The sequence below is a fragment of the Crocosphaera sp. XPORK-15E genome (genome assembly GCF_034931425.1).
GTDB lineage: Bacteria > Cyanobacteriota > Cyanobacteriia > Cyanobacteriales > Microcystaceae > UHCC-0190.
This window is the reverse complement of record NZ_JAYGHQ010000012.1, coordinates 51091-76729: the sequence shown is the minus strand read 5'-3', so window position 1 is coordinate 76729 and position 25639 is coordinate 51091. Positions and strand designations below refer to the sequence as shown.

Sequence of the window (25639 nt, the reverse complement as noted above, 5' to 3'; positions counted from 1 at the left end):
TAGTAAAAACCCCGCCCCTACTGACTTCTGCTAGGACATTGCTCTAGCTTAACCACCTAATGCACATTATCCCCTGTAACACCAACAATTAAACCATTATTGTTGTCTTGTTGATCGAAAATAGAACTGCTATTAAGGTCGCTTCGTCCCAAAGATATTATATCAGGGAAAGTTTGATCGCTATTAGTTGGCTCGACATCAGTTTGAATATTCAACCCTTGAATCAGTGTAGTATCTTGAGATAGAGTCTGATTATAGCCGGCCTTATTTTTGTTCTCTAAGTCCAAATTATTTAGGGCTGAGATGCTGTTTTCTTGCTTGACTAATGCTTCTTGTCCGACTAATGGTTGATCTTTGGCAATACCTGTTAAATCAAGATCTGTCAAAACATTTTGACTACTGATCTCAGTGTTAGTATCTGTTGTTGCTAAAATATTGTTGGCAGGGATACTATTACTGCCACTTTCAAAAATCTCAATGTTACGAAATTGGCCGGAACTAGAAACGTTCATATCATCATCATTAATGAAAGCTAAACGATCATAAATTCCGGTAATATAGTTCCCCACATTGATAGTATAGGTTTTCCAATCATCACTAGCCTGGTAATTATTAAAAGCTTGATTTCCCCAGGTTTGAGTACCATAGAGTTGAAAAAGTGCATTTGTATTATCAAAAACATTATCGTTATTATCAAAACCAATTCCTTGAATTTCTCCTTCTTTCGTACTTTTGAACTCAAAAGTTAAGATGGTATTGGCCGTAATATTGTAATTACCAAGGTTAAATTTTTTCCATCCATTGTTTTGAATTTGTACCTCGTTACTATTAGATGAATAGGTAACAACAGATTGGGGTCTATCTTGAGTCTGAATTTTGCCATTTAAGATAGAAGCATTACCATAGGATTCCAGGGAATCTGATTTGTGAGTTCCGTTAACTGTTATAGCCAATTCATTGAGGTTATAAAGTTTAATACTACGAAATTGGCCGGAACTAGAAACGTTCATATCATCATCATTAATAAAAGCTAAACGATCATAAATTCCGGTAATATAGTTCCCCACATTGATAGTATAGGTTTTCCAATCATCACTAGCCTGGTAATTATTAAAAGCTTGATTTCCCCAGGTTTGAGTACCATAGAGTTGAAAAAGTGCATTTGTATTATCAAAAACATTATCGTTATTATCAAAACCAATTCCTTGAATTTCTCCTTCTTTCGTACTTTTGAACTCAAAAGTTAAGATGGTATTGGCCGAAATATTGTAATCACCAAGGAACAAATTTTTCCATCCATTGTTTTGAATTTGTACCTCGTTACTATCAGATGAATAGGTAACAATAGCCTGGGCTGTATCTTGAGTCTGAATTTTGCCATTTGAGATAGAAGCATTACCATAGGATTGTAGAGAAGTTGTTTGGGGTTGTCCGTACAATTCTACGACAAGTTGGTTATTGCTGCCACCATCATTGCTGCCACCATCATTGCTGCCACCATCACTATTGTTAGGAATATTGTCACTGTAAATAATATTGATCTGATTATTAGGATTAAGATAATAATTTACTAACTTAATTGAACCATTACCGCCTAACCCTAAAATCAGATCTTGGCCACTTTGGGTTTTAGTAACCTCAGCAATTGTATAGTCTAGCTTCAGTGTATCTTGACTGTCTCCATCGTAGATAATATCACTGCCTGTCGTTTTACTGGTCAGATATCCACTAATAGTATTCGCACCACTATTGAGATAAATTTTATCATTACTGCTAGAATTTATTACATTTTCTATGGTCACATCATAGGCGATCGCGGTAGAATAAGTCGTAGTATTTGTGTAAGTTGGACTAAGAAGACCACCAGGGTTTAAGTTGAGAGAAAATCCGCTACTTTGATAGATTAATCCCGAAAAATCTAGGGTATCTTTCCCCCCTGAATCCCAAATTGTTTGTTTGGTTCTGTTAGCAGTAGTTAAGGGTGAAATTCCGTTAACAGTAAATTGATCAATGTAACTACCAAAAACATAAGTATTGTCCCCAGTATTATAGGCTTTAGCCCCATATAAACTCTGTAATGCTTTAATATCTAGGGGCATATAAGTTCCCGCAGGATTCCCCGTGAAATTGTAAGTCATTACTGAGTTATCAGTGTTATCTAAAGCTGCATCTAAGCCTCCATCATGAGTATGTTTTAATCCTAAAGCATGACCTAATTCATGAATAATAGTCATATAACCATGCTTTCCTGCCTGATTTTGAAAACCATTAGTATCTCCTAAACGATCAAAGCTGGTTCTAAAATAAACATCTCCTGATGTATGAAGACTTACTGGATTTGATGGTATTCCAACTCCTGAATAAAAGGGAGAATTAGCATAAGCATAAGATGGAGTATCAGAATCCATAAAACGGATTTGACCGAAGGTATTCTTTTTTTCTGTCACTTCTACAAAATCAATATTAATGACAGTTTCTAGCCAACTCATAATGTTTCTGACATTATTTTTGACAGCATTACTAACTTCTTTTACTCCTTTCTCATATCCATAATATGAACCATTAAAAACGTCATTTTCATAGAAGCTATAAGTAATCTTTCGGTCACTGGATACTGACCATCGATAACCGGATAAAATAGTGTCAATTGGTGGATTGTTCATGCTTAATTTTTTCTGTTTTTTGATAAGTAATAGGGCAATTAGACAGGACAAACCCTTGCTTATTGCTAAGGTGTTAAGTATTCAAATTTCTAGAGTATCTAAGCCACTAAAGGGTTTTAGGCTTAGAAATACGCTGTTTAAATGCTTAACAGCTTACAAATAATTGAGACAAGATTTGCCACGAAGATAATTATATATCTTCATTTTAAAATTTAGCACCGGAAAGTAAAAAAAACGTCAAGGCTTTGTTTTTTTTCTCTCTGGTTATAATAAAGGCTAATAAAGAATAAGTTGTAATTTCCTCCCTAACTTAGTAGAATATAACCCCCTAAATATATAGTATGTTATAGCTTAATTGTCAAGATTATATGAGAAAAAAGTGTCTATAGCAGTCCGCTCTCGGTTAAAATATCAACATTATTACGTTGCTTGTAAGCATTTCAAGGTTTCTTTTAAGGCTAAAGCCCCAAGGACTAACTCAATTGAATTAACATGGAAAATACCAACCAATTTCAGCCAACAGAAGATCAAAAAATAGCCAATCCTGGCAAAAAAATGGGGGGTGGTTTACCCTTAATTAAAGACTGGGCCAGTCATACTATTTCCCCTGAAGGCCCCCAACTTTGGAAAACACTACTCCACAAAAGTGCTTGTTTATCTTGTGCTTGGGGAACGGGAGGACAAAAAGGCGGTTTCACCAATGAGGTAGGAGAAACCCTACAACGTTGCTTCAAGAGTGTTGAAGCAATTTCCGCAGAAATTCAACCAGGAATTAAACCCCATTTCTTTGAACACCATTCTCTCGAAGCATTACAACAATTAACCTCACAAGAAGCAGATAAATTGGGACGCTTGAGCTTTCCTGTGATTTTAAAGTCAGGGAAGTCTTATTATGAACGTATTAGCTGGAATCAAGTCTATGATATAGTAGAAAAATCCTTTTGTAAACCGGCCGATCGCATTGCTTCTTATAGTTCGGGACGTTCATCAAATGAAGCAGCTTTTTTGTTACAGTTGATGATGCGATCGCTGGGTTCTAATAACTTAGCAGACTGTTCTGATTTGTGTCATCGTGCCTCAGCAGTGGGGTTAAAAACGGTGTTTGGTACAGCAACATCTCTTGTTAGTTTAGCAAGCTTACAACAGTCAGATTGTGTGGTTTTAGTGGGTTCTAATGCACCCGCAAATCATCCCCGTTTGATGAATGAATTGATAAAATTACGCGATCGCGGGGGGACAGTAATTGTTATTAACCCAGTGGAAGAAGTGGGGTTAGTTAAGTTTGCTTCTCCTGCTTTTCCTCTTAAGTCTCTCATCTCTGGATCAAATATTGCTTCTTTATTCTTAAAACCTCATCCTGGAAGTGATTTGGCCCTGTTTATCGGGATACAAAAATCTTTGATAGAAAGAGGTTTAATTAAACAAGATTTCTTAGAAAATTATACAGAAAATTGGCAAACTGTCATACAACAGTCTCAAGCAACTTCCTGGGAGACTATTACAGAGACTTGCGGTGTTTCTAAACAAGACATCGAAACTGCTGCAACTCTTATCAGTAAAGCACAAGGAGTAGTGTTTGCTTGGGCCATGGGAATAACTCAACAGTTACATGGTGTGGAAAGCATTTTTAGTATTGCTAATACTGCCTTAATGACTGGAAATGTGGGAAAATTAGGGGCGGGGTTAATGCCTATTCGTGGCCATTCTAATGTGCAGGGTTTCGGATCAATGGGAGTGACAAACAACCTGCGACAAGACATACAAGAAGCATTGGAAAGGTTGTTAGGGCGATCGCTTAACGTCTCGACTCCCTTCGACTTGGCTCAGGGCAAGCCGCTCGACGTTAAAGCTGAGCGTAGTCGAAGCTTTAATCGTATTCCTGGTTATGATGCGCGATCGCTTATAGATGCAGCAGATACAAACAAGGTGGATACATTGTTATGTTTAGGGGGAAATCTTTATGGAGCAAACCCCGACTTAACCCAAGCAAAACGCGCTTTAGGAAACATTGAAACGGTTATCTATCTCTCTACTAAACCCAATTTAGGTCATTTTCATGGACTCGCGCAACAAAATACTTTAATTCTTCCGGTTTATACTAGGTTTGAAAACCCCCATAAAACTACTGTAGAATCTGGTAACAATTTTGTGAGGTTGAATGATGAGGGGAAGACTCACTTAAAAGATGCAGATTTAGTCTCAGAAGTGGATTTTATCACAGAATTAGCCCATCGTTTATTGGGAGATAGTCCCGTAAATTGGCGTAAGTTACAAGATACTCGCTATGTGCGTCAACTTATTTCTAAAACTATCCCAGGTTATGAAAAAATTGGGGAGATAGATGAAACAAAACAGGAATTTACTATTTCAGGACGCATTTTTACAGAACCAAAGTTCCCCACAGCGTCAGGAAAAGCCATGATGCAGGAAACACCTTTACCTATCATTACTTTACCGCAACCGCAAGATTTTGGCGTTTCTATGCCCTTTTCTGGGGTGGTGGTTGCTTTAATTACAGGGCGCAGTTATCGTCAACATAATACGGTAGTTTATCATAATGATGATCCCTATCGAGGTATGCCTCATCGTCATTGTATTTTAATGCACCCTGATGATGTGGAAAAAGCAGGTTTAACCAATCATCAACGGGTTACAGTGCGAGGAGATGGGGGACAATTAGATAATATTGAAATTATTTATGGTGCTATCAGAAAAGGGGCCGCTTTGATGTTTTATCCTGAAGCTAATATTTTAATGAAAGCTCATCTTGATCAGCGATCGCAAACTCCTGCTTATAAACGAGTCCCCGTCTTGGTTTACGCTGTTTCATGATTTGTACAACAAAGAAAATTTTTGGGGTTGACAAACTGCCTATATTTGTTTTATTCTAAATAATGAAATATTTATCACAATGGAAATATACTCTCAAATTTTGAAATGGCACAGATTCCGATTATGAAGCTTACTTTTTACATTTTATCGCTATGGGGCGGAATTTGTCAATCCCTATTCATTAATGATTTTATTAAGTTGATTAGAGAAGCGGGTTGCTTGTGTTGGTTTATGCTGTACCTTAAGGTCAAAATGATTTAGAATCAAATACTTGAGGGTAAGACCAAAAGGAGCAACAGATTGAAGGTAAAAGTCAAAAATCTTGGAGTTCTAAAACAAGCAGAGTTTTCGTTAGGGGATCTAACAATCATTTGCGGTGGAAATAATACGGGAAAAACTTACGCAACTTATGCCTTATTTGGTTTTCTTCTCTTGTGGGAAGAAACATTTTCTATTGAGATTAGTGATCAAGAAATAGACACTTTATTAGATAAAGGAACAATTACAATTAACTTGTTAGAATATTTGGACAGAATTAATACAATTATAGCTAAAGCTTGTGAGAACTATACTGAATTATTGCCGAAAGTTTTCGCTTCTTCAGAAGACTATTTTCAAACAACAGAATTTAGAATTGAACTTGATGTCAATGACAACAAATTAGATCAAGGTCATAAACAGTCTATTAGTACAGCAACTACAGAATTATTTTTTATTTCTAAAAATGCCGAAGATACCGATTTAATTGTTAATCTTTTATCAGAAGATAAAAATATTGGATTACCTAAGAAAGTTATAAAAAAAATAATTAGTGATGCGATTAAAGAGATAGTTTTTTCACCATTTCTTCCTCGTCCCTTTATTGCTAGTGCAGAAAGAACAGGAACAGCAATTTTTCGCAAAGAACTAAATTTTGCTCGTAACCGCTTACTGGAAGAAATTAGTCAAACTGATAAAGATATTAATCCACTTGAACTTTTATCAAAAGGTTATGATGATTATGCTTTACCCATAAAAAGTAATGTAGAATTCACTAGAAAAATAGAATCAATTGCCAAACGAAAAAGTTTTATCCTTAATGAATATCCTGAATTAATCAAAGATTTTACAGATATTATAGGAGGAAGTTATTTAGTTACTTCAACTGATGAACTTTATTATGTTCCAAAAGGTAAAAAAATAAGACTTTCAATGGATGAAAGTTCTAGCGCAGTTCGTTCCTTATTAGATATTGGTTTTTATATTAAACATCAAGCACAAAAAGGAGATTTATTAATCATAGATGAACCAGAATTAAATTTACATCCAGAAAATCAACGGAGAGTTGCAAGACTATTAGCAAGGTTGGTTAATCTTGGTATTAAAATTTTTATTACCACTCATAGCGATTACATTATAAAAGAGTTAAACACCCTCATCATGCTTAATAAAGATAAATCTTATCTTAAAGAAATTGCAGAAAAAGAAGGTTATAAAGAAGAAGAATTCTTAACAACTAATCAAGTTAAAGTTTATGTAGCTGAACGTACATTAGTAAAATTAGATGGTCATAAAAAAAGAACTCGTTGTCACACTATTATAGAGGCAAATATCACCCCAGATTTAGGAATTGAGGTTCCAAGTTTTGATACAGCAATTGAAACAATGAACCGCATTCAAGAAGCAATCATCTGGGGAGAGGAATAATGGTATATAGTTCCCATGATTTGAATATTCTTGATGAGATGATTAAAGATGAAGCAAGGATTAAATTGACCGATAATTACGGAAAAAAGCAAGTTATTTTGCCTGAACATCAAGGTCAATATAAGATAACTATTAGAGATATTCCTGAAAATACCATTGTTATTGATCCAGAAAAATTTGAGTCACCTAAAACAATCTTTAAAGGAAACAAAGGGGAGTGTAAAAGGGCTGATTATATTATTATTTCTAATGAAAACACGGGAAAATTTATTATTATTATTGAAATGAAAGCAGGTAAAGCTATTGAAAAAGATGTGATTAAACAACTCAAAGGGGCAGAATGTTTGGTCTATTATTGTAAAGAGATTGGTAAGTCATTTTGGGGTCACTCTAGTTTTCTGAATGGATATCAATATCGGTTTGTTAGTGTTAAACAGATTTTAGTTAACAAAAAGTCAACTAGAGAAAAAAAAGAGCCTAAAATTCATAATCATCCCGAAAATATGTTAAAAATTGCTTATCAAAATACTTTTGTATTTAACAAATTAATTGGCAAATTGCCATAAATTATGTTTAACAGTTAATGGGTAAAATACTCTATTTTACCCCTACGAATCTGTGATAACCTTAAACAAATATAAGCTGTTAATATTGTGATTAATTAGTGTCATTTGGTAAAACTTGTAACTCTTTGAGAACAGGCTTTAATTGTTCAGCTAATTGTTGGGATCTCATCGTCCTTGCTTCAAGAACAAGATGATGATGGGTATCAGCAAATAGACTAGAATCAGTTTTCAAATTATAGTCAGTTTTATCATAAACAAGTGGAGCAATTTTGCTCAGTTCTTGGGAAATTTTTTGCATATTGCCGACGGTTTTCTCATCCTTACTGGCATAAACCCAAGGCAAAGATAAAATCAAGGTTGCGTCCTTGGCTGCAACTTCTTGACGAAATTGAGTAATTCGCTTAACTGCATGGGGAGAAATTGATTCATGAATTTTCCATTGCCACCATTTACCCTTACGATATTTGACTGTAGTGGGATCGCCATGAGAAGTCAAAGGATCGGAATAATATCCCGTCATACGACCCTTTTCTACCAAGTCTACCGTAGATTTGGTAATAGCTCTCAGGGTAGGAACCCCTTGTAACCAGAAGTTTTCCACTAATGCTTGCGGGGGAACGCCTCCGAGTCCAGGTTTTCCTGTGGCAATGCCAAAAGGGGCTGAACGTTCGAGCAAACCATCCTCATCAAGCAAAATCAAGTCTTCAGGAATTAACAGCACAATATCCCCTGGACGCACTGCTTCGAGAATGCTAGGCAGAATGACATTAAGTCCGACTGGGCCATCTAATCCCATATTAAGAACGGGGATGCCTAGTTTTTGTTCCAATACCTCAGAATTAATCGAATGATGGGCCCCTGATCCCCCTAAAATGATTAATCTGGGGGAGGTTTGAACTTGTGCAGCGAGGGCCATTTTTTCAAAATACATCCCCCGTAACCAGCTTAATTCCCCACCGTAATACACATTATAAATAAATCCTAAAGACCAAGCTGTTCCGGCGGCGATCGCCCAAGGTGCAAGTTTTAAACCTTTCCACATAAGCCTATAATATAATGTACCATTGTTTAAGTTTAGCGAATTAGGGCCGTTTAATGAAGATAATTAGCCATCAACTTTCTTGGGTCATTATCGGTGCTGGAGTATTGTTTTCCTTGTATTTAGTCTGGTTAATTCCTGATGATGTTTATTTTAGTGGAGATGGGGGACTTAAGGCTTTATTAGCGCAACAATTAAGTTCAGGAATATGGCGTATTGATTTAGTGCCTCCCGATATTGACTGGGTTCGTCAACTGTGGAATCAGGGTTTATATCCCTATGAAGAACCTTTTGTTTATCATATTGAAGATAAGTATTATATTACGTTTCCCTTTCCTTTCTCTTTAGTAACTGCCCCTTTTTATGCTTTATTTGGTTATCGGGGACTCTATATTATTCCTTTGGTGGCAACTTGGTTTATTTGGCTCACTTTTTATTTGGGGTGTCGTCGTTTACGGTTTGATGGTTTCACTCAAAATCTGGCTTTATTTGGTTTAATTTTTGCCTCAAATTTAACTTTATATAGTGGGATGTATTGGGAACATAGTTTGGCCGTTTCCTTATGTTTTATTGGTATGACGCTGTTACTTATTCCCAAAGAATCAGCAAATTTATCTTTTTGGGAGGCTATTCTTGGCGGATTTTTTGTGGGACTATCAGCTTGGGTTCGTTCTGAATTTTTGGCCATGGTTGTTACTTTAGCTTTTTTTGTAGGCATTTTAACCATTGTAAATTATCAACCTTTGCAAAATATACGGGATAAATTTAAGCTAAATTCCTTGACATTTTCTCTTAATAATGCTCTGGGATTTGGGGTTAGTATGTTTGCTACGGTTGGTTTATTTTTCGTCAGTAATAGGCTGGTTTATGGCAATTTTTTGGGGATTCATGCTTTACAAATTGTTGAAGAATTTTCTTTAGCAAGAAGACTAAAGGAAGCTTGGGAAAGCTTTCAAGAAATTAGTATTGATTTTTTTGTTTATTTCCCCATTGCTTTATTTACTGTTTTATATTTACTGGCTGTTATTGTTAATAAAGTTTCTCCTAAAAACAATAATAAAATACCCATCTTAGTTTTAGCATTTATAGCTATTTTAGGCAGTGTATTAATCATAGTAATAGGCGGCTTACCTAGTTTGAAAATATTTATAAAAACTTGGGGTATTTTAGTTCTATTGTGTTTTGTTTGGACATATTTTATTAGCAAATTAGATCTACAATTCCAGGCAAAAATGGCTCTTTTTTATGGGATAGGTTTAATTTTTACCATCGGAGTTGCCTTATTAGTTGATTCAGGTTCCGATGAAATTGCCGTAGGAGGGAAACAATGGGGGGTTAGATATTTATTGATTTTACTGCCATTCTTCTCATTTTTAGCCGTAGAACAATTAAGTTTAATCCGAAAACAATCTCAACCATTAATAGGATATTTTAGTTTATTTCTATTCTCAATTTTCCTAATTATGGGACTTCATAAAAACCTATATGAAGGGACTTTATTTTTTGATAATACCCATCAAGGGGTTGAACCTGCTATTGAAAAATTACGAGAAAATAAGAATCAGGTGATTGTTGTTTCTCATCAATATGCTGCCCAATTATTAGAGTCACCGTTAGGCAAAGATAAGCTATTTTTTCGAGTAGATGATGAAAAAAGTTTAAGGGAATTAGTCAAGGCATTAGTTAACCATAATCAATTGGGATTTGTCTATGTTTGCTATCCTTTCCGTAAATGCACAATTCCAGAAATCATGGCCAATAATTGGCAATTGACAGACGGGAATCAAGAGGTTAAAATTGAAGCCAAAGAGTTAGGCAAAATCGGTAAATATCCCATGTACGAAACTAAAATAATTGTAGAGAATAAGACAACTCAGTAAAAAATTGTCAAAAACCTTCTCAAAAAACCTTTCCTGATTTGACAGTAATAAGATAAACTGATAGTATTTCTAACTTGACCTATCATTTTAAAATAGAACCATGATCCAAGAAACCAACGCCAAAACCATGATTGAAGAGATTACCTATAATAATCAAGTATTAGCCATTATTCTGCCGGCCGAATTTCGTGAACCAGGAATTAATTTTTTTACTCCCGATAGCTTTTCTCAGCAACTTGCTTACATGAAACATCCTAAAGGAAAATCTATTCAACCCCATATTCATAAACAAGTGCGCCGTGAAGTGTTTTATACCCAAGAAGTTTTGTTAATCAAAAAAGGAAAACTGCGGGTTGATTTTTATAATGACGAACAAGAATATTTAGAAAGTCGTGTCTTAAAAGGGGGAGATGTTATTCTTCTCATTAAAGGGGGCCATGGGTTTGAAGTATTAGAGGAGTTAGAAATGATCGAAGTTAAACAAGGGCCTTATGTGGGAAATGAAGATAAAGTTCGTTTTTCAGGAATTGATGGTACAGAAGCAAGGGTAAAACCAGAAAGTTAAGCTTTAAACTGTTGTTAAATAGCCTGTTTAAAGTGCAATCAAAACGATTTAGATAATATAAATATGGTAGACTTTATTCCCGTTAATGAACCGCTACTTAATGGTAACGAAAAAAAATATCTCAACGAATGTATTGACACAGGTTGGATATCTTCAGAAGGGCCATTTGTCAAACAATTTGAGGAAAAATTTGCCCAAACTGTCGGCAGAAAACAGGCGATCGCAGTCTCTAATGGTTCTGTAGCCCTAGATGCGGCGGTTGTGGCCTTAGACATTCAACCAGGGGATGAGGTCATTTTACCTACCTTTACCATTATCTCCTGTGGTGCGGCTATTGTCAGGGCCGGGGCAGTTCCTGTGGTGGTAGATTGCGATCGCCACACCTGGAATATGGATGTTGAGCAAATTGAAGCCAAAATCACCCCCAAGACAAAAGCGATCATGGTGGTGCATATTTATGGTTTACCGGTCGATCTGACCCCTATCTTAGAACTAGCAAAGAAATATGGGCTAAAAATCATCGAAGATGCGGCAGAAATGCACGGACAAACCTATAAAAATAAGCCTTGTGGCAGTTTTGGGGATATTAGCACTTTTAGCTTTTATCCTAACAAGCACATCACCACAGGAGAAGGGGGAATGATCGTCACAGATGATGATAATTTAGCCCAAAGGTGTCGTTCTTTGCGAAATTTGTGTTTTCAACCCCAAAAACGGTTTGTTCATGAGGAGTTAGGTTGGAATTTACGGTTTACAAATTTACAGGCTGCGGTTGGCGTGGCGCAACTAGAAAGACTGAAGGAATTTGTGGCTAAGAAACGACGCATGGGTCAACGTTATACTGAACAACTGGCCCATATTTCTCAATTAGAATTACCTCTCGTTAAGACAGACTACGCTGAGAGTATTTATTGGGTTTATGGGGTGGTTTTGCGCGATGATGTTCCTTTTGATGCGACTGAAGCTATGGAACAATTACGACAGCAAGGCATAGGAACCCGCCCGTTTTTTTGGTGTATGCACGAACAGCCTGTTTTCCTCAAAATGGGGCTATTTTCCGGGGAATCTTATCCTGTAGCAGAACGTTTAGCCCGCCGAGGGTTTTATGTTCCCAGTGGTTTAGGGTTAACAGATGAACAGTTAGATCGAGTTGTCCAAGGGGTTAAAACTTTATTTTAAGACTTAGGAAAAGATCCCATCTGTAGGGGGAATTCATGAATTCCCCCTACTTGAATTGTACTCAAAGATTTACTTCAGTTTTCGATTGAATCCTAATTGAACAATGGTTGCTACATATTTGCGACCTTTACTTAAATAATCCCACAAATTAATCCCTGTCTTACTTTCTCCCGCAGTACGGGGAACACAGACATAAGGAACTTCTGTTAATCTGTAGCCTCGTCGTTCGGCGCGACACAACAAATCAATACAATATTCTCCATAATCTCCTTGTAATTTAATATTACTTAAAACTTCGGAGCGAGCAGCAATAAATCCACTGGTGTAGTCATGAACTTTTGTGCTTAAAAGTAACATCGCAAAGTGATTAATAATCCAGCTTAATACTCTTGCCATCAACCCGTGAGCAATGTCGGTTCCTTCGTCAACCCACCGCGAACCCACCGCGACATCAGCCTGATTTTCTTTAATGACTTTCATCAATTTAGGGACATCTTCGGGAGGCATTGATAAATCACAATCCATCCAAGAAATAATCCTCGCATTATAGGTATTGATAGCTTCATTAATACCCCGTTGGATAGCAGAAGTTAACCCTTTTTCTTCGAGTCTTCGGATTAAAGCAACACCAGATTGAGGGGTCGAATTATCTGAACTATAAGGATATTTAACCATCAAATCTTTTACAACTTCCCAAGTTCTATCCGGGGAATCATCATCAATTACTAACACTAAATAAGGACTAGGAACACTTGCGAGAAGGCGTTCAATCAGGGGTACAATGTTATCTCGTTCATTAAATGTAGGTAAGATGGTGCAAGTTAAGGAGTTAGAAGGAATATTTTCGAGGTTGAGCATAATTAATTTATGGATCTTTATTTTGGGTATTTAGTTGATGGGAGGGGACTCGAAGGATTATTATCCTTATTTTAGGGGTTTAAGATCCCATTGAGCAACTATGTTCGAGCAGCCTGATGATTCCGTAAGACACAAATTCTAAGCTTGGGGCTGATAAATTGGTACAATATTAAAGCTTTACTACCCTTAAATTAATGAATAAAGATCTTTTTGCTACTGAGGCGATCGCACAAATTCCCAAGCTCTTAACTTTACTAGATCGTAACCCTCATAGTCCTACTTATGGCTGTTTTGATCGCAATTTTTGGCAATACAAAATCATTGATTTTCCTAGCGGAATGTCTCAAGAATTTGTCTATCCTTTGGCTTTAGTTTATCATACTAATCTCCCTAATAATCCTTTTTATAAACAACCGATTATTAAAGATTGGGTAGAAGCAGGAATTTTGTATGCGGCTAAAAGCGCACATTCTGACGGTTCTTGTGATGATTATTTCCCTTTTGAAAGAGCAGGAGGGGCGGCGGCTTTTTCCCTATTAGCTTTTATTGAAAGTTATCAATTATTAGGCTTAAATAATCAGCAAGCCCTTGACTTTTTTGTTAAACGGGCAAACTGGTTAGCTCATCATCAAGAAAGTGGTAGATTAACTAATCATCAGGCTTTAATTGTGCTTTGTTTAGAGTTACTTTCTCGACTGTTAAATACGGAGCAATGGAATCAACAAAAAAACAGAAGATTAGAACAGGTTTTATCTTGGCAAAATCCTGAAGGTTGGTTTCAAGAATACGAAGGTTGTGATCCAGGTTATCATACTTTGACTATCTCATGTTTAGCCCGTATTTATGAATTTAATTCTGACAATAATCGCCTTAAGGATGCCATTGCAAAAGCAGTTATTTTAGCTTCTCAATTTGTTCATCCTGACGGTTCTTATGGGGGAGAATATACGAGTCGAAATACTTATAATTTCTTTCCTCATGGCTTTGAATTAGTCGGTAAATGGTTGCCGGAAGCGTTAATGATTAATGATAAATTTTTAACGGGTTTAAAAAATGGGTTGGCTCCTTGTTATGCTGATGATCATATTATTGGACATCATACCTGGAATTATTTATTAGCTTGGAGAGATTTTGTCTCAGAAAGACCGGAAATAAAGCCTAGAACATCAGGACGTTTTCAATTAGAAGAAGGAGGAATAATCATTGATAGACGGGAGAATACAGAGTTATATTTGGCCTTAAATAAGGGAGGTGTATTGAAACTATTTAGAGATGATAAATTAGTGGTTTCGGATACACAGTTTTCTTTACAAGTAAAAGAAGATAACAAGATTAAAAATGCTGTTGCTCACTTGGTCAGTCAACGCTATAAAGTTGAGATTGAAGCAAACAAAATCACAATTCAAGGAGTATTAGGATGGGCAAAACAGAAACAAATGACAACCATTAATTTAATGATTTTACGAGTTGTTATGTATAGTTTTGGTCGCTTCTTTCCCAACGTAATTCGTAAACTACTGCAAAAGATTTTAATTACAGGTAAAAAAGATGCTCCCTTTCAATTTTCTCGCACCCTATTATGGGAAAATGGACAATGGAAAATCACTGATCAACTTACTTCAACGTCAGGAAATTGGGAACAGGTTATTGATGCGGGAATAGGTTGCGATCAAACCTCAATTTATGTTGTCATGAGTCGTACTTTTCAACGGGGACAACTGCAACCTTGGTTAGATTTAACGGAGCAAATTAAACAATTAAAACCAGGAGAAAGTTTAATCTTAGAAAGAATTTTCTAACTTAATTCTTAGTAACACAGGCTTCTAGCCTGTTAATCACTTTATACATAAAAATATGATATGATTTCTTAGGAATATATTGGACTTTTCATGTTCGAGCAAGCTTTTAAGAATCTTGATGATACCCTAAGACGGGAAGCGGGTTGCACCACTGAACTAGACTACACAGAACAAAGTTCATGGTTATTGTTTCTTAAATATTTGGATGATTTGGAAGAAGATGGGAAAATTGACCATAATGTGGCTTTAACGGGGGATGATCTCAGAGATTTTGTTAATGATAGGTTGTTTCCTTATCTCCAGAAGTTTAAGCAAAGTGCAGAAAGTGCGGACACCATAGAATACAAAATAGGTGAGATTTTTGGGGAGATTAAAAATAAGTTTCAGAGTGGTTATAATTTGCGGGATGCCTTAGATTAGATCGATGAGTTGCGCTTTCAATCTCAGGATGAAAAACATGAGCTTTCCCATCTTTATGAGGCAAAAATCAAGAATATGGGTAATGCAGGGCGCAACGGGGGAGAATATTACACCCCACGTCCTTTAATTCGCGCTATGATTCAAGTGATTAAGCCACAGCTAGGGGAAAGGATCTATGATGGGGCTTGTGGTTCGGCAGGGTTTCTCTGTGAATCTTATGAATATTTACGCAAACAGAAGCTAACGACTAAACAACTGGAAACGTTACAAAAAGGGACGTTATACGGGAAGGAAAAGAAAAGTTTAGCCTATGTTATCGGTATTATGAATATGATTCTGCATGGTATTGATGCACCGAATATTATTCATACTAATACTTTGACGGAAAATATTAATGATATTCAGCCCAACGATAGGTTTGATATTATTTTAGCTAATCCGCCTTTTGGTGGCAGTGAACGCAAGGAAATTAAGGAAACTTTCCCTATTAAGACGGGAGAGACAGCGTTTCTGTTTTTACAGCATTTTATCAAAATGTTGAAGCCTGGGGGAAGGGCCGCGATCGTTATTAAAAATACTTTTCTGTCTAATGCGGATAATGCGTCAAAAGCGTTACGAGAGGAACTGTTAACCAGTTGTAATCTCCATACCATTTTAGATTGTCCTGGGGGGACTTTTATCGGTGCAGGGGTTAAAACTGTGGTGTTATTCTTTGAGAAGCGTGGTCTTCGACTTCGCTCAGACCACGCTTTAGACAATACTTTAGACAACACTTTAGACAACGCTTTAGACAACACTTTAGACAACGCTTTAGAAGGTGGTTTGAGCGAAGTCGAAAACCACAATGGAAATGGTCAGTTAAGTCTGTTTCCGATGGTGACGGAACGGGTTTGGTATTATCAGTTAGATATAGGACGGAGTTTAGGGAAGACAAACCCCCTTAATGATGATGACTTAGGGGAGTTTGTGGCGTTTCAAGGGACGTTTAAGGAGTCGGATAAGTCGTGGTTTGTGGAGGTGACGGATATTGATAGGGAGACTTTTGATCTATCGGTAAAGAATCCTAATGCACCAGAGGAAGACCCCTTAAGAGAACCTTGGGAGATTTTAGAGGAAATTTCGGCTTTAGATGCTGAGAGTGCAGAGATTTTAGCAAGTATTTCGGGAATGTTATAAGAGGGGGTGGTTTCGACTCCGCTCAACCACCCTTGTGAGGACTGAGCGAAGTCGAAGCCCGAAGCCCGATCTACTACACTAAAAGGCAGTATTACAATGCCCTATATGTATATTCTTGAATGTTCTGACGGTTCTTTCTATACGGGTAGTACAAAGGATTTGCCTCGACGTTTATGGCAACATCAAAATGGTTTAGGGGCAAATCATACTAAAAAACGATTGCCTGTAAAGTTGGTTTATGCGGAGTATTATGATCATGTGGCTGATGCGTTTTATCGAGAAAAGCAGGTTCAAGGATGGAGTCGTAAAAAGAAACTTGCTCTAATGAATGGTGACTGGGATAAACTTCATATTTTGGCAGAATGTCAGAATGAATCTCATTATCGGAGGGTGGTTTCGGCTCCGCTCAACCACCCCTGTGAGGACTGAGCGAAGCCGAAGTCCGGCTCCGCTCAACCACCCTAATATAAGTGAGGGGAGTGGTTTCGGCTTCGCTCAACCACCCCTGTGAGGACTGAGCGAAGCCGAAGTCCGGCTCCGCTCAACCACCCTAATACAAGTGAGGAGGGTGGTTTCGACTTCGCTCAACCACCCTAATACAAGTGAGGAGGGTGGTTTCGGCTCCGCTCAACCACCCCTGTGAGGACTGAGCGAAGTCGAAGTCCGGCTTTATTGACAACAAGAATTATGGTAAAAGTTTCAGGGAAATTTTTAGAGGATGTTATCATGTGGCTATTAAAATTACTGGGAGAAATTGCAGAGGTTCAAAGCGGTGGTACTCCACTTAAATCAAAACAAGACTATTGGAATGGTGATATTTCTTGGTATTCTTCAGGTGAATTAAATGATCTTTATACTAAAGAATCGAAAGCAAAGATTACAAAAAAAGGACTTCAAGAATCAAATGCAAAACTGTTTCCTAAAGGTTCTTTATTAATTGGTATGTATGATACTGCCGCACTTAAAATGTCAATTTTAGATAGAGATGCTGCTTTTAATCAAGCAATTGCTGGAGTTAAACCAAATGATGATATTTTTGATTTAAGATTTATTTTATATACAATTCACTCAAAAAAGCTCATGATTTTAAATCAGAGACGAGGAGTTAGACAAAAAAATCTTAATCTTCAAAAAATAAAAAATATCAAAATCCCCCTACCCCCACTCGAAGAACAAAAACGAATAGTAACAATACTTGATGAAGCATTTGAAGGAATAGATAAAGCGATTCTTAATACTCAGAAAAACCTCACCAACGCCCGCGAAATCTTTGAAAGTTACTTAAATTCGATTTTTACTAATAAGGGTGATGATTGGGTTGAGAAAAAGTTAGGGGATATTGCAGATTTTAGAAATGGACTTAACTTTACTAAAAATAGCAAAGGCGAATCTATAAAGATTGTTGGAGTCAAAGATTTTCAAAACCATTTTTGGATACAAGAAGATGAACTCGAAACAGTCACTATAGATGGACAATTAAAAGAAATTGATAGGCTAGACAAAGGAGATATTCTTTTTGTCAGATCAAATGGCAATAAGGAACTTATAGGACGTTCTTTGTTAGCTGATGAACTTAGCGAAAAAACATCTTATTCTGGCTTTACTATTAGAATGAGAATTAGAGAGCAAGATATATATAATCCTTATGTTGTTTCCTTTTTAAAATCAAAATTATTACGTCAACAATTAACAAAAAGTGGTAGTGGCATTAGTATTAGTAGTCTTAATCAGAACGGATTATCGTTAATTAAGTTAAGTTTTCCTTCATCACACAAGCAGAAATCTATTGTTAATCAACTGGATAATCTTAGAGAAGAAACCCAACGCCTCGAAACCATATATAAACGCAAAATTGAAGCATTAAAAGAACTGAAACAATCAATATTACAAAAAGCATTTACGGGGAAACTTTAGCCAAGAAATCAAAATAGTTGACGGTTTATCTCTATTATTCTCATAATGAATAAAACCTCAAGCCAATTAGCTAAATTTCTTTAATCAAATAATCAAACAATATGAAAATAGAACTAAAAGAAATTCAAGAACATCCCGAAATCTTAGAAAAATTATCCAGAGAAACCCAAGAGATAATTATTACCAAAAATGCACAACCGATTTATAAACTAACCAGAATAAATGAACCAAAACGCCGTCAGCGAGGTAGTGCTAAAGGTTTAATTACTATTAGTACCGATTTTGATGAACCATTAATGACTAATTTTGCTAAAATGTACAAAATAGTCAAATGTTAGCGATGAAAAGTTACACCCTAACCCAAATTCGTAACCAACATGGGAAAGTCTTTGACCAAGCACAAATTGAACCAGTGCTAGTCACCAAGCAAAAAAGACCTAGCCATGTCATTATCTCCGCTCATACCTATCAACAACTAATCACCCGACTCGAAGAATTAGAAGATTTAAACTTAGGGAAAGCAGCCGAAAATGCCATTAATAAATCAGTAATGGTAGGAACTGACGAATTTACAGCTACTTTAGAAAAACTAGCTAATGGCTAAACTGGATGGTTTACAGACAGTTTTAGACTTTTTACAGGGCTTACAACCGAAAATTGCTGCTCAAATCGCCAAAAAGACTTTATCGCTCAATATTGACCCATTGCCTAATGATAGTAAGAAATTAAAAGGCTATGCCAATTATTATCGCGTGGATAGTGGGGAATATCGTATTGTTTACAGTTACCAACCAGAAGATGATTTAGTGGAAATAATTCTGGTTGCCAAAAGGAATGATGATGAAGTCTATAAAAAGCTAGAACGCTTATCACAATAATAAGAATATTAATGAACGAAGCTGATACTAGAGCCGAATTAATAGATCCCGCCCTCCGTGCTGCTGGTTGGGGTATTATAGAAGAAAGTCGCATCCGTCGAGAAGTCATCGCCCCTGGCCGTCTCATTGGGGGAGGAAGACGCGCTAAGTCAAAATTTGCTGATTATGTCCTAATTTACCGTAACCAAAAATTAGGCATCATTGAAGCCAAAGCAGACACCGAACCCTACACCGAAGGAGTCCAACAGGCAAAAGATTACGGCGATCGCCTACAAGTTCGTTACACCTACGCCACCAACGGACGAAAAATCTATCAAATAGATATGCTCACAGGGAAAGAGCAGAATATTGAGCAATATCCCACCCCAGAAGAACTCTGGAACATGACCTACCCTTCGACAAGCTCCCTTCGGCTTGGCTCCCTTCGGCTTGGCTCAGGGCAAGCAGGGCAAGCAGGGAACACAAATGAATGGCGCGATCGCTTTTCGTCTATTCCCTTTGAAGACAAAAGCGGAACCTGGGAAGCTCGCTACTATCAACATAACGCTATTACCAAAGTATTAGAAGCGATCGCCAATAACCAAGATAGAATGTTGCTGACCCTAGCCACAGGAACCGGAAAAACCTGTATTGCTTTTCAAGGTAGGGGAACCCGTATTTTTGAAGGGAAAGACTACTTTACTATTTATGACTTCGTTCGGGCCCACGAAAAATTTAATGATCCCGAATGGGACGGCCCCCCTCAAGAACCGCCAACAGGCATTACCCCCCGATCTGGAGGACTGAGCGAAGTCGAAGTCCTCCAGTTACAGAGCGAAGTCGAAGGCCCTCAACGGCGTGAAAAAATCGTTATTGAACTCGCAGACGGCAAAAAACGCACCCTACAACATAGCGTCCAAACTACTTATTGGAGTCCAGACGGTAAACCTTTATCCGCCACAGCGTTTGTTAAACGTCTTTATGGCGAACTTCCCGCCCTTTTCCAAGATGAAATCGAATTACGTCGCTTGTGGAGTCGTCCCGATACCCGTCACACACTCTTAGAAGGTTTAGCAGAGAAAGGTTACGGAGAAGAACAAATGACCGCTATTCAGAAACTTGCTGATGCAGAGAATAGCGATGTATTTGATGTTCTGACCTTCATTGCCTATGCAAAACCCCCGTTAAGTCGTCGAGAGCGTGTCATTGCCCATAAAAGTCTAATTTTTTCACGCTATACAGGTAAACAACAGGAATTTTTAGATTTTGTCTTAGATCAATATATCCGTGAAGGTGTCAGGGAACTTGCTCAAGATAAATTACCCCAATTATTAGAGCTAAAATATCACAGCATTAATGATGCTATCTCTGAACTCGGAGACGTTGGGCAAATTAGAGAAGTCTTTGTTAATTTCCAAGCATGGCTATATTTAGATGAAAAGCAAGCCAGTTAAAATAATAGAATGATGAGTTATCGCTTCCCTCAACATTAATTATCAATTGTCAATTGTCAATTATCCATTATCAATTATCCATTGATAAAAAACTCTGTGGTACAAGCTTCTAGACTGTTAATCAAGATTAACGATACAATATTATAATTCCATCTTTTTTACTTTCTGATTAATTATCACTCACTTATGACCATCACAACCTCAACAAATAACCCCTTACTAATAGGAAAAGGACTCCCCCCCTTCGACCAAATTAAAGCAGAACAAGTCATTCCAGCAATGACAGAATTACTGCCAGAATTAGACAGTAAATTAACCGAGTTTGAAGCATCTGTTACCCCCAGTTGGGAAGGTTTAGTGGAACCCCTAACAGAAATCGAAGAAAAATTAACTTGGACTTGGGGAATTATCGGCCATTTAATGGGAGTTAAAAATAGTCCTGAATTACGGGAAGCTTACGAAAAAGTACAACCCCAAGTTGTCGAATTCATCAACAAACTAAGCCAAAGTAAACCCATTTATCAAGCTTTTAAAACTCTGAAAGAAAGTGAGGCATTTAATAGCTTAGAAAATGCTCAAAAACGCATTGTTGAAACAGCTATCAGAGAAGCGGAATTATCAGGAGTTGGGTTAACGGTCGAAAAGCGGAAAAAATTTAACCAAATTCAATTAGAAATGGCAGAAATTTCGACCAAATTTTCTAACCATGTTTTAGATGCAACTAAAGCCTTTAAACTAAAATTAACTACCGAAAAAGAAGTAGAAGGTTTGCCCGCAAGTTTACTCAGTTTAGCCGCACAAACTGCCCGCACAGAAGGAGAAGAAAACGCAACTCCTGAAGCTGGCCCTTGGGTAATAACCTTAGATTATCCTAGTTATATTCCCTTCATGAAATATAGCACCCAAAAGGACTTAAGGGAGAAGGTTTATAAAGCATCTATTTCCCGTGCATCTAGCGGAGAATTGGACAATAATCCCTTAATTGAGCGTATCTTAGAACTGCGGAAAGAACAATCACAATTATTAGGTTATGACACCTATGCCGAGGTTAGTTTAGCCCGTAAAATGGCCCCCAATGTAGAAGCAGTAGAAACTTTACTCGAAGAGTTAAGAAAAGTCAGTTATAATGCTGCGGTTAAAGACTTAGAAACCCTGAAAACCTTTGCAAAAAATGATGATTTACAACCTTGGGATGTAAGTTTTTGGGCAGAAAAACAACGGGAAATCTTGTTTAATTTTACTGCCGAAGAATTACGCCCTTATTTTCCTTTACCTCAAGTATTAGACGGGTTATTTACCTTAGCAAAACGTATCTTTGGGGTAACAATTATTGCAGCAGATGGAGAAGTCCCCGTTTGGCAAGAAGATATACGATATTTCCAGGTCAATAATGAAGCAGGAGAAGCGATCGCACACTTTTATTTAGACCCCTATAGTCGTCCCGCAGAAAAGCGCGGAGGGGCCTGGATGAATGATTGTATTGGACGGGCAAAAATACGCCTAGAAGAACAATTTACGACCCGTTTACCCGTTGCTTATTTAATTTGTAATCAAACCCCTCCTGTTGATGGTAAACCCAGTTTAATGACCTTTGAAGAAGTAACAACCTTATTTCATGAATTCGGTCATGGGTTACAACATATGTTGACAAAAGTTGACTATCCTGGAGCAGCAGGAATTAATAATGTAGAATGGGATGCTGTAGAATTACCCAGTCAATTTATGGAGAATTGGTGTTACGATAAAGCGACTTTGTTTAACATGGCCAAGCATTATGAGACGGGAGAAACCCTACCCGAACATTACTATAATAAGTTAATTGCTGCTCGGAATTATATGAGTGGTTCAGCCATGTTACGGCAACTACATTTTAGTTTCTTGGACTTAGAATTACACCATCGTTATCAACCCAATGGAAACGAAACACCGGCCCAAGTTCGGGAACGCATTGCTGAGAAAACAACCGTCATGAAACCGTTACCTGAAGACGCATTTTTATGTTCTTTTGGTCATATTTTTGCGGGAGGTTATGCAGCAGGTTATTATAGTTATAAGTGGGCAGAAGTTTTAAGTGCGGATGCGTTTTCGGCCTTTGAAGAAGCAGGTTTAGAAGATGAAAAAGCGGTTTCAGAAACAGGTAAACGCTTCCGAGATACCGTGTTAGCATTAGGGGGAAGTTTACACCCGATGGAAGTGTTTAAAGCTTTCCGAGGAAGGGAACCTAAAACTGAACCATTGTTAAAACATAGTGGTTTATTGAACGCTGTTTAATTTTTAGTTTGAGTGCGTTATCATTAGGTAACGCACTAAGGTTAATCTATCGGTAAGCTAAAGAATGACAACATAGGGTTAATATTATGACTAACCGACTTGAATTTTTTCGCCAGCAAATGGCTTCATTTGAAGGGACTTCTGACCCACAAAAAGCCATAGAAAAGGGTTATTATATTGAGCAACCTAGGAATTCTTTAGCAAATACTATTGCTGCTAAAATAGCATTGCGTCCTACTTCTCGTCATTTATTAATAGGTGGTATTGGTTCAGGGAAAACAACACAATTATTAATGACTTGCGATCGCCTTAATGAAATTGAAGATATTTCTGCTCATTATGTTGATGTTAGTTTATATACAGATATCTCGGAAATTAAACCAGGTTCTTTACTTGCTATTACGGGTTTAGTATTATCTAAATTAAGAGATGATTGGGAAGAAATAGGGTTAAAAGATGACATAAATTATATTGACAAATATGCTTACGGTTCCTTGGAATCAATCTCTCTAGAAACAATCAATAATACACAAAAACAAATGGAAAAAATATCAGATAAATTCGGTTTGAAAAATAAGCATTTTTTGCAAACCGAAGGATTGCTTAACTTAAATAAAGAATCGAAAAAAAAATATAAAAATATTCATCAGAAAATTCAATTAATTAAGTCGAATTTATCAAAACATAAGTTTATTGTTCTATTATTTGATGGTTTAGATAGATTTAATGATAACGAATCTATGTTAAAGCTTATTCAAGCAGATATTGAATTGATATCACAATTAAACCTGGGAATTATATTAGTTAGTCCAATATCTTTGAATTATGATAATTATCAAGAAGCACTTAAGCAAGAGTTTAATAATAATGTTCATTATCAGCCTTATTTTGACATAGAAAATGATGAAAATGCCCATGATTTTTTTGACAATATCCTCAAACTTCGCTCATCTGAAAACTTTATTCAGAAATCTGCTAGAGAACTATTAATTGCTTATTCAGGAGGAATTTTAAGAGACTTGATAAATCTAACACAAAATTCGATTGAAGAAGCTTATTTTTCTGATAGCGATATACTTGAAGAAAGTCATGTAAATTCAGCAATAAATTCCTTTAGTCAAACGAAGATTTTTGGAATTTCAAACCCAGAATTAGAAATATTAGAAAAAGTTGCTAGAGGAGAAACGTTTTTGCCAAGAAGTGATGAACATATTCATCTTTTAATTACTCAAGCTATCCTTGAATATCACTATCCTAAAAAACGCTATGCAGTCCATCCTGCATTATTACCTTTAATTCAGAAAACCCTAGCTTAAATCAAATGTTGACCATAAATTCAACGGATAAATTATTACAAAGAATAGGGACACAACCAAATGGTAATGTTTGGTCAGTTATTGTTGTTCCTCTCTCAGAAGTTGAAACAGTAGCAGAAGAATTACAAGATTTGATCGGAATTTTTGCTGAATGTGAGATAGAATTAATCTCAGCAAAACAAAGTCATCAGAAAATGTTAGAAACAATAATAAATACATCAGCAGAATATATAATATTGTTTGAGTTTGAAAATTGGCATCAAGAAAATTGGCGCAAATTAGATGTATTTAGAAGTCATCTAGATCAAAAGAAAAAGGGAGGCATTCTTATTTTAACGATAAATTCCGTGAAACAATTATTATCTTATTCCCCTAATTTTGCCAGTTGGTTAGGGGGGAGAGTTTATCGATTAAATATAGGAGAAGAATTTTTAAATAACGAACAAATAGAAAAAAGATTAAAAGCATTACAAATATGGTCAGGTTTATCTGATAATGAAGTTATAGAAATTGCTAAAAATAATCAATTACCTTCTGATCCAGAATATGCAGAATGGTTAGTTTTGTTAGATCGGGAGGATCTCATTGAAAGATAAACTAACTTGGGAACAGATCGCTGAAACTATACAGGAAAGAACCCTAAAAACAACTAATTTAAACGTCAAAAATACTAAAGTATTACGCGCAGAAATATTAAAATGTTTAACCCAAGCACATGATGAAGGAATTTTAGTAACAAAACTGCATGAAATTCATCCATTATTGAAACTAAAAAAATCTGAAAACAAGGGTCAAGTCTGGGAAATCTTAGGAGGAGATAAAAATTTTAAACGGATTAAAGATCAAGAAAAATTTGGGTATTTTGAACGCAATGATCAAGCTTGGTTTGATTTTGCTATTACCATTTATCAAAAATCAAAAGATTTAGCTGAGATTATTGGATTTGATTTTGAGATTCGTTTTCCTAATGATCATTCCCCTAAATTTATTCGTTTTGATCTTAATTTACCGAGTCATAATAATGAAATAAAAGGCTTGAGGTTTCATCTTCATCCAGGCAATGATGATATTATGCTTCATAGTCCTCCCATGTCACCCCTAGAAATATTACATTTATTTTTATATGGTTTCAAAACGTCGAGAAAACCCCGTTCTTCTTGATTT

The 25639-nt window shown here is 36.5% G+C and carries 22 protein-coding genes; 19 read left to right on the top strand and 3 right to left on the bottom strand.

The window, feature by feature from the left end:
• Window positions 1–56: 56 nt before the first annotated feature.
• Entirely contained in the window at window positions 57–2663 is a 2607-nt protein-coding gene (locus tag VB691_RS14830) for a M10 family metallopeptidase (RefSeq protein ID WP_323292284.1), read from the bottom strand.
• Window positions 2664–3155: 492 nt separating this feature from the next.
• On the opposite strand from VB691_RS14830, the gene VB691_RS14825 reads away from it, so the two are divergent.
• The 3 genes from VB691_RS14825 (at window position 3156) to VB691_RS14815 (ending at window position 7747) form a co-directional block, all read left to right on the top strand.
• Window positions 3156–5495 carry a molybdopterin-dependent oxidoreductase gene (locus VB691_RS14825; RefSeq protein WP_323292283.1) on the top strand — a complete coding sequence of 780 codons (2340 nt, stop codon included), beginning with the start codon at window positions 3156–3158 and terminating at the stop codon, window positions 5493–5495.
• Window positions 5496–5795: 300 nt separating this feature from the next.
• Window positions 5796–7181 (top strand): AAA family ATPase, encoded by a 1386-nt coding sequence (locus tag VB691_RS14820; protein ID WP_323292282.1) that lies wholly within the window; start codon window positions 5796–5798, stop codon window positions 7179–7181.
• Window positions 7182–7219: 38 nt separating this feature from the next.
• Window positions 7220–7747: a hypothetical protein gene (locus tag VB691_RS14815; RefSeq protein ID WP_323292281.1), complete on the top strand. Its 528-nt coding sequence runs from the start codon at window positions 7220–7222 to the stop codon at window positions 7745–7747.
• Between the two features lie 91 nt (window positions 7748–7838).
• On the opposite strand, the gene VB691_RS14810 is transcribed toward VB691_RS14815, so the two are convergent.
• Window positions 7839–8789, bottom strand: a complete 951-nt coding sequence (locus VB691_RS14810) for a hypothetical protein (RefSeq protein ID WP_323292280.1) — start codon at window positions 8787–8789, stop codon at window positions 7839–7841.
• A gap of 53 nt (window positions 8790–8842) precedes the next feature.
• Between VB691_RS14810 and VB691_RS14805 the strand changes: the two genes are divergently transcribed.
• The 3 genes from VB691_RS14805 to VB691_RS14795 all read left to right on the top strand — a co-directional run bounded on the left by VB691_RS14805 (window position 8843) and on the right by VB691_RS14795 (window position 12410).
• Entirely contained in the window at window positions 8843–10666 is a 1824-nt protein-coding gene (locus VB691_RS14805; protein ID WP_323292279.1) for an LA_3751/LA_3752 family putative glycosyltransferase, read from the top strand.
• A gap of 100 nt (window positions 10667–10766) precedes the next feature.
• On the top strand, window positions 10767–11231 hold the full coding sequence (locus VB691_RS14800) for a hypothetical protein (protein ID WP_323292278.1): 465 nt from the start codon (window positions 10767–10769) through the stop codon (window positions 11229–11231).
• 63 nt (window positions 11232–11294) lie between these two features.
• Window positions 11295–12410, top strand: a complete 1116-nt coding sequence (locus tag VB691_RS14795; RefSeq protein ID WP_323292277.1) for a DegT/DnrJ/EryC1/StrS family aminotransferase — start codon at window positions 11295–11297, stop codon at window positions 12408–12410.
• 69 nt (window positions 12411–12479) lie between these two features.
• Here the strand turns inward: VB691_RS14795 and VB691_RS14790 are convergent, their stop codons facing one another.
• On the bottom strand, window positions 12480–13268 hold the full coding sequence (locus VB691_RS14790; RefSeq protein ID WP_323292276.1) for a polyprenol monophosphomannose synthase: 789 nt from the start codon (window positions 13266–13268) through the stop codon (window positions 12480–12482).
• A 194-nt stretch (window positions 13269–13462) separates the two neighbouring features.
• Here VB691_RS14790 and VB691_RS14785 point away from each other — a divergent pair, with 194 nt between their 5' ends.
• The 13 genes from VB691_RS14785 (at window position 13463) to VB691_RS14725 (ending at window position 25636) form a co-directional block, all read left to right on the top strand.
• Window positions 13463–15067 (top strand): hypothetical protein, encoded by a 1605-nt coding sequence (locus VB691_RS14785; RefSeq protein WP_323292275.1) that lies wholly within the window; start codon window positions 13463–13465, stop codon window positions 15065–15067.
• A gap of 90 nt (window positions 15068–15157) precedes the next feature.
• Window positions 15158–15487 carry a type I restriction-modification system subunit M N-terminal domain-containing protein gene (locus tag VB691_RS14780; protein WP_323292274.1) on the top strand — a complete coding sequence of 110 codons (330 nt, stop codon included), beginning with the start codon at window positions 15158–15160 and terminating at the stop codon, window positions 15485–15487.
• 9 nt (window positions 15488–15496) lie between these two features.
• Window positions 15497–16663: an HsdM family class I SAM-dependent methyltransferase gene (locus tag VB691_RS14775; RefSeq protein WP_323292273.1), complete on the top strand. Its 1167-nt coding sequence runs from the start codon at window positions 15497–15499 to the stop codon at window positions 16661–16663.
• Between the two features lie 96 nt (window positions 16664–16759).
• On the top strand, window positions 16760–17092 hold the full coding sequence (locus VB691_RS14770; protein WP_323292272.1) for a GIY-YIG nuclease family protein: 333 nt from the start codon (window positions 16760–16762) through the stop codon (window positions 17090–17092).
• 258 nt (window positions 17093–17350) lie between these two features.
• Complete coding sequence (locus VB691_RS14765; RefSeq protein ID WP_323292271.1) at window positions 17351–18577, top strand: restriction endonuclease subunit S; 1227 nt, start codon at window positions 17351–17353, stop codon at window positions 18575–18577.
• Window positions 18578–18678: 101 nt separating this feature from the next.
• Window positions 18679–18915 carry a DUF2281 domain-containing protein gene (locus VB691_RS14760; protein ID WP_323292270.1) on the top strand — a complete coding sequence of 79 codons (237 nt, stop codon included), beginning with the start codon at window positions 18679–18681 and terminating at the stop codon, window positions 18913–18915.
• A gap of 2 nt (window positions 18916–18917) precedes the next feature.
• The gene (locus tag VB691_RS14755; RefSeq protein ID WP_323292269.1) at window positions 18918–19181 is read left to right on the top strand and encodes a type II toxin-antitoxin system Phd/YefM family antitoxin; all 264 of its coding nucleotides are present in this window, start codon (window positions 18918–18920) and stop codon (window positions 19179–19181) included.
• Window positions 19174–19455, top strand: coding sequence for a type II toxin-antitoxin system RelE/ParE family toxin (locus VB691_RS14750; RefSeq protein WP_323292268.1), 282 nt, complete (start codon window positions 19174–19176; stop codon window positions 19453–19455). Before VB691_RS14755 ends, VB691_RS14750 begins: the two co-directional genes overlap by 8 nt.
• A gap of 11 nt (window positions 19456–19466) precedes the next feature.
• Window positions 19467–20888 (top strand): type I restriction-modification enzyme R subunit C-terminal domain-containing protein, encoded by a 1422-nt coding sequence (locus tag VB691_RS14745; RefSeq protein ID WP_323292267.1) that lies wholly within the window; start codon window positions 19467–19469, stop codon window positions 20886–20888.
• A 186-nt stretch (window positions 20889–21074) separates the two neighbouring features.
• Window positions 21075–23159, top strand: coding sequence for a M3 family metallopeptidase (locus tag VB691_RS14740; protein WP_323292266.1), 2085 nt, complete (start codon window positions 21075–21077; stop codon window positions 23157–23159).
• A gap of 86 nt (window positions 23160–23245) precedes the next feature.
• Window positions 23246–24475 (top strand): hypothetical protein, encoded by a 1230-nt coding sequence (locus VB691_RS14735; protein ID WP_323292265.1) that lies wholly within the window; start codon window positions 23246–23248, stop codon window positions 24473–24475.
• Between the two features lie 5 nt (window positions 24476–24480).
• A complete protein-coding gene (locus VB691_RS14730; protein ID WP_323292264.1) occupies window positions 24481–25071 on the top strand; it encodes a hypothetical protein in 591 nt (196 codons plus the stop codon).
• On the top strand, window positions 25061–25636 hold the full coding sequence (locus VB691_RS14725) for a hypothetical protein (RefSeq protein WP_323292263.1): 576 nt from the start codon (window positions 25061–25063) through the stop codon (window positions 25634–25636). Before VB691_RS14730 ends, VB691_RS14725 begins: the two co-directional genes overlap by 11 nt.
• Window positions 25637–25639: the final 3 nt, after the last annotated feature.

Excerpts from the sequence above, each read along its gene's own strand:
- VB691_RS14815 (WP_323292281.1), top strand. The coding sequence starts at position 7,220 with ATGATTAAAGATGAAGCAAGGATTAAATTGACCGATAATTACGGAAAA.
- VB691_RS14785 (WP_323292275.1), top strand. The coding sequence starts at position 13,463 with ATGAATAAAGATCTTTTTGCTACTGAGGCGATCGCACAAATTCCCAAG.
- VB691_RS14780 (WP_323292274.1), top strand. The coding sequence starts at position 15,158 with ATGTTCGAGCAAGCTTTTAAGAATCTTGATGATACCCTAAGACGGGAA.
- VB691_RS14755 (WP_323292269.1), top strand. The coding sequence starts at position 18,918 with ATGAAAAGTTACACCCTAACCCAAATTCGTAACCAACATGGGAAAGTC.
- VB691_RS14735 (WP_323292265.1), top strand. The coding sequence starts at position 23,246 with ATGACTAACCGACTTGAATTTTTTCGCCAGCAAATGGCTTCATTTGAA.
- VB691_RS14830 (WP_323292284.1), bottom strand. The coding sequence starts at position 2,663 with ATGAACAATCCACCAATTGACACTATTTTATCCGGTTATCGATGGTCA.
- VB691_RS14800 (WP_323292278.1), top strand. The coding sequence starts at position 10,767 with ATGATCCAAGAAACCAACGCCAAAACCATGATTGAAGAGATTACCTAT.
- VB691_RS14805 (WP_323292279.1), top strand. The coding sequence starts at position 8,843 with ATGAAGATAATTAGCCATCAACTTTCTTGGGTCATTATCGGTGCTGGA.
- VB691_RS14770 (WP_323292272.1), top strand. The coding sequence starts at position 16,760 with ATGCCCTATATGTATATTCTTGAATGTTCTGACGGTTCTTTCTATACG.
- VB691_RS14760 (WP_323292270.1), top strand. The coding sequence starts at position 18,679 with ATGAAAATAGAACTAAAAGAAATTCAAGAACATCCCGAAATCTTAGAA.
- VB691_RS14750 (WP_323292268.1), top strand. The coding sequence starts at position 19,174 with ATGGCTAAACTGGATGGTTTACAGACAGTTTTAGACTTTTTACAGGGC.
- VB691_RS14730 (WP_323292264.1), top strand. The coding sequence starts at position 24,481 with ATGTTGACCATAAATTCAACGGATAAATTATTACAAAGAATAGGGACA.
- VB691_RS14740 (WP_323292266.1), top strand. The coding sequence starts at position 21,075 with ATGACCATCACAACCTCAACAAATAACCCCTTACTAATAGGAAAAGGA.
- VB691_RS14790 (WP_323292276.1), bottom strand. The coding sequence starts at position 13,268 with ATGCTCAACCTCGAAAATATTCCTTCTAACTCCTTAACTTGCACCATC.
- VB691_RS14825 (WP_323292283.1), top strand. The coding sequence starts at position 3,156 with ATGGAAAATACCAACCAATTTCAGCCAACAGAAGATCAAAAAATAGCC.
- VB691_RS14795 (WP_323292277.1), top strand. The coding sequence starts at position 11,295 with ATGGTAGACTTTATTCCCGTTAATGAACCGCTACTTAATGGTAACGAA.
- VB691_RS14810 (WP_323292280.1), bottom strand. The coding sequence starts at position 8,789 with ATGTGGAAAGGTTTAAAACTTGCACCTTGGGCGATCGCCGCCGGAACA.
- VB691_RS14745 (WP_323292267.1), top strand. The coding sequence starts at position 19,467 with ATGAACGAAGCTGATACTAGAGCCGAATTAATAGATCCCGCCCTCCGT.
- VB691_RS14765 (WP_323292271.1), top strand. The coding sequence starts at position 17,351 with ATGGTAAAAGTTTCAGGGAAATTTTTAGAGGATGTTATCATGTGGCTA.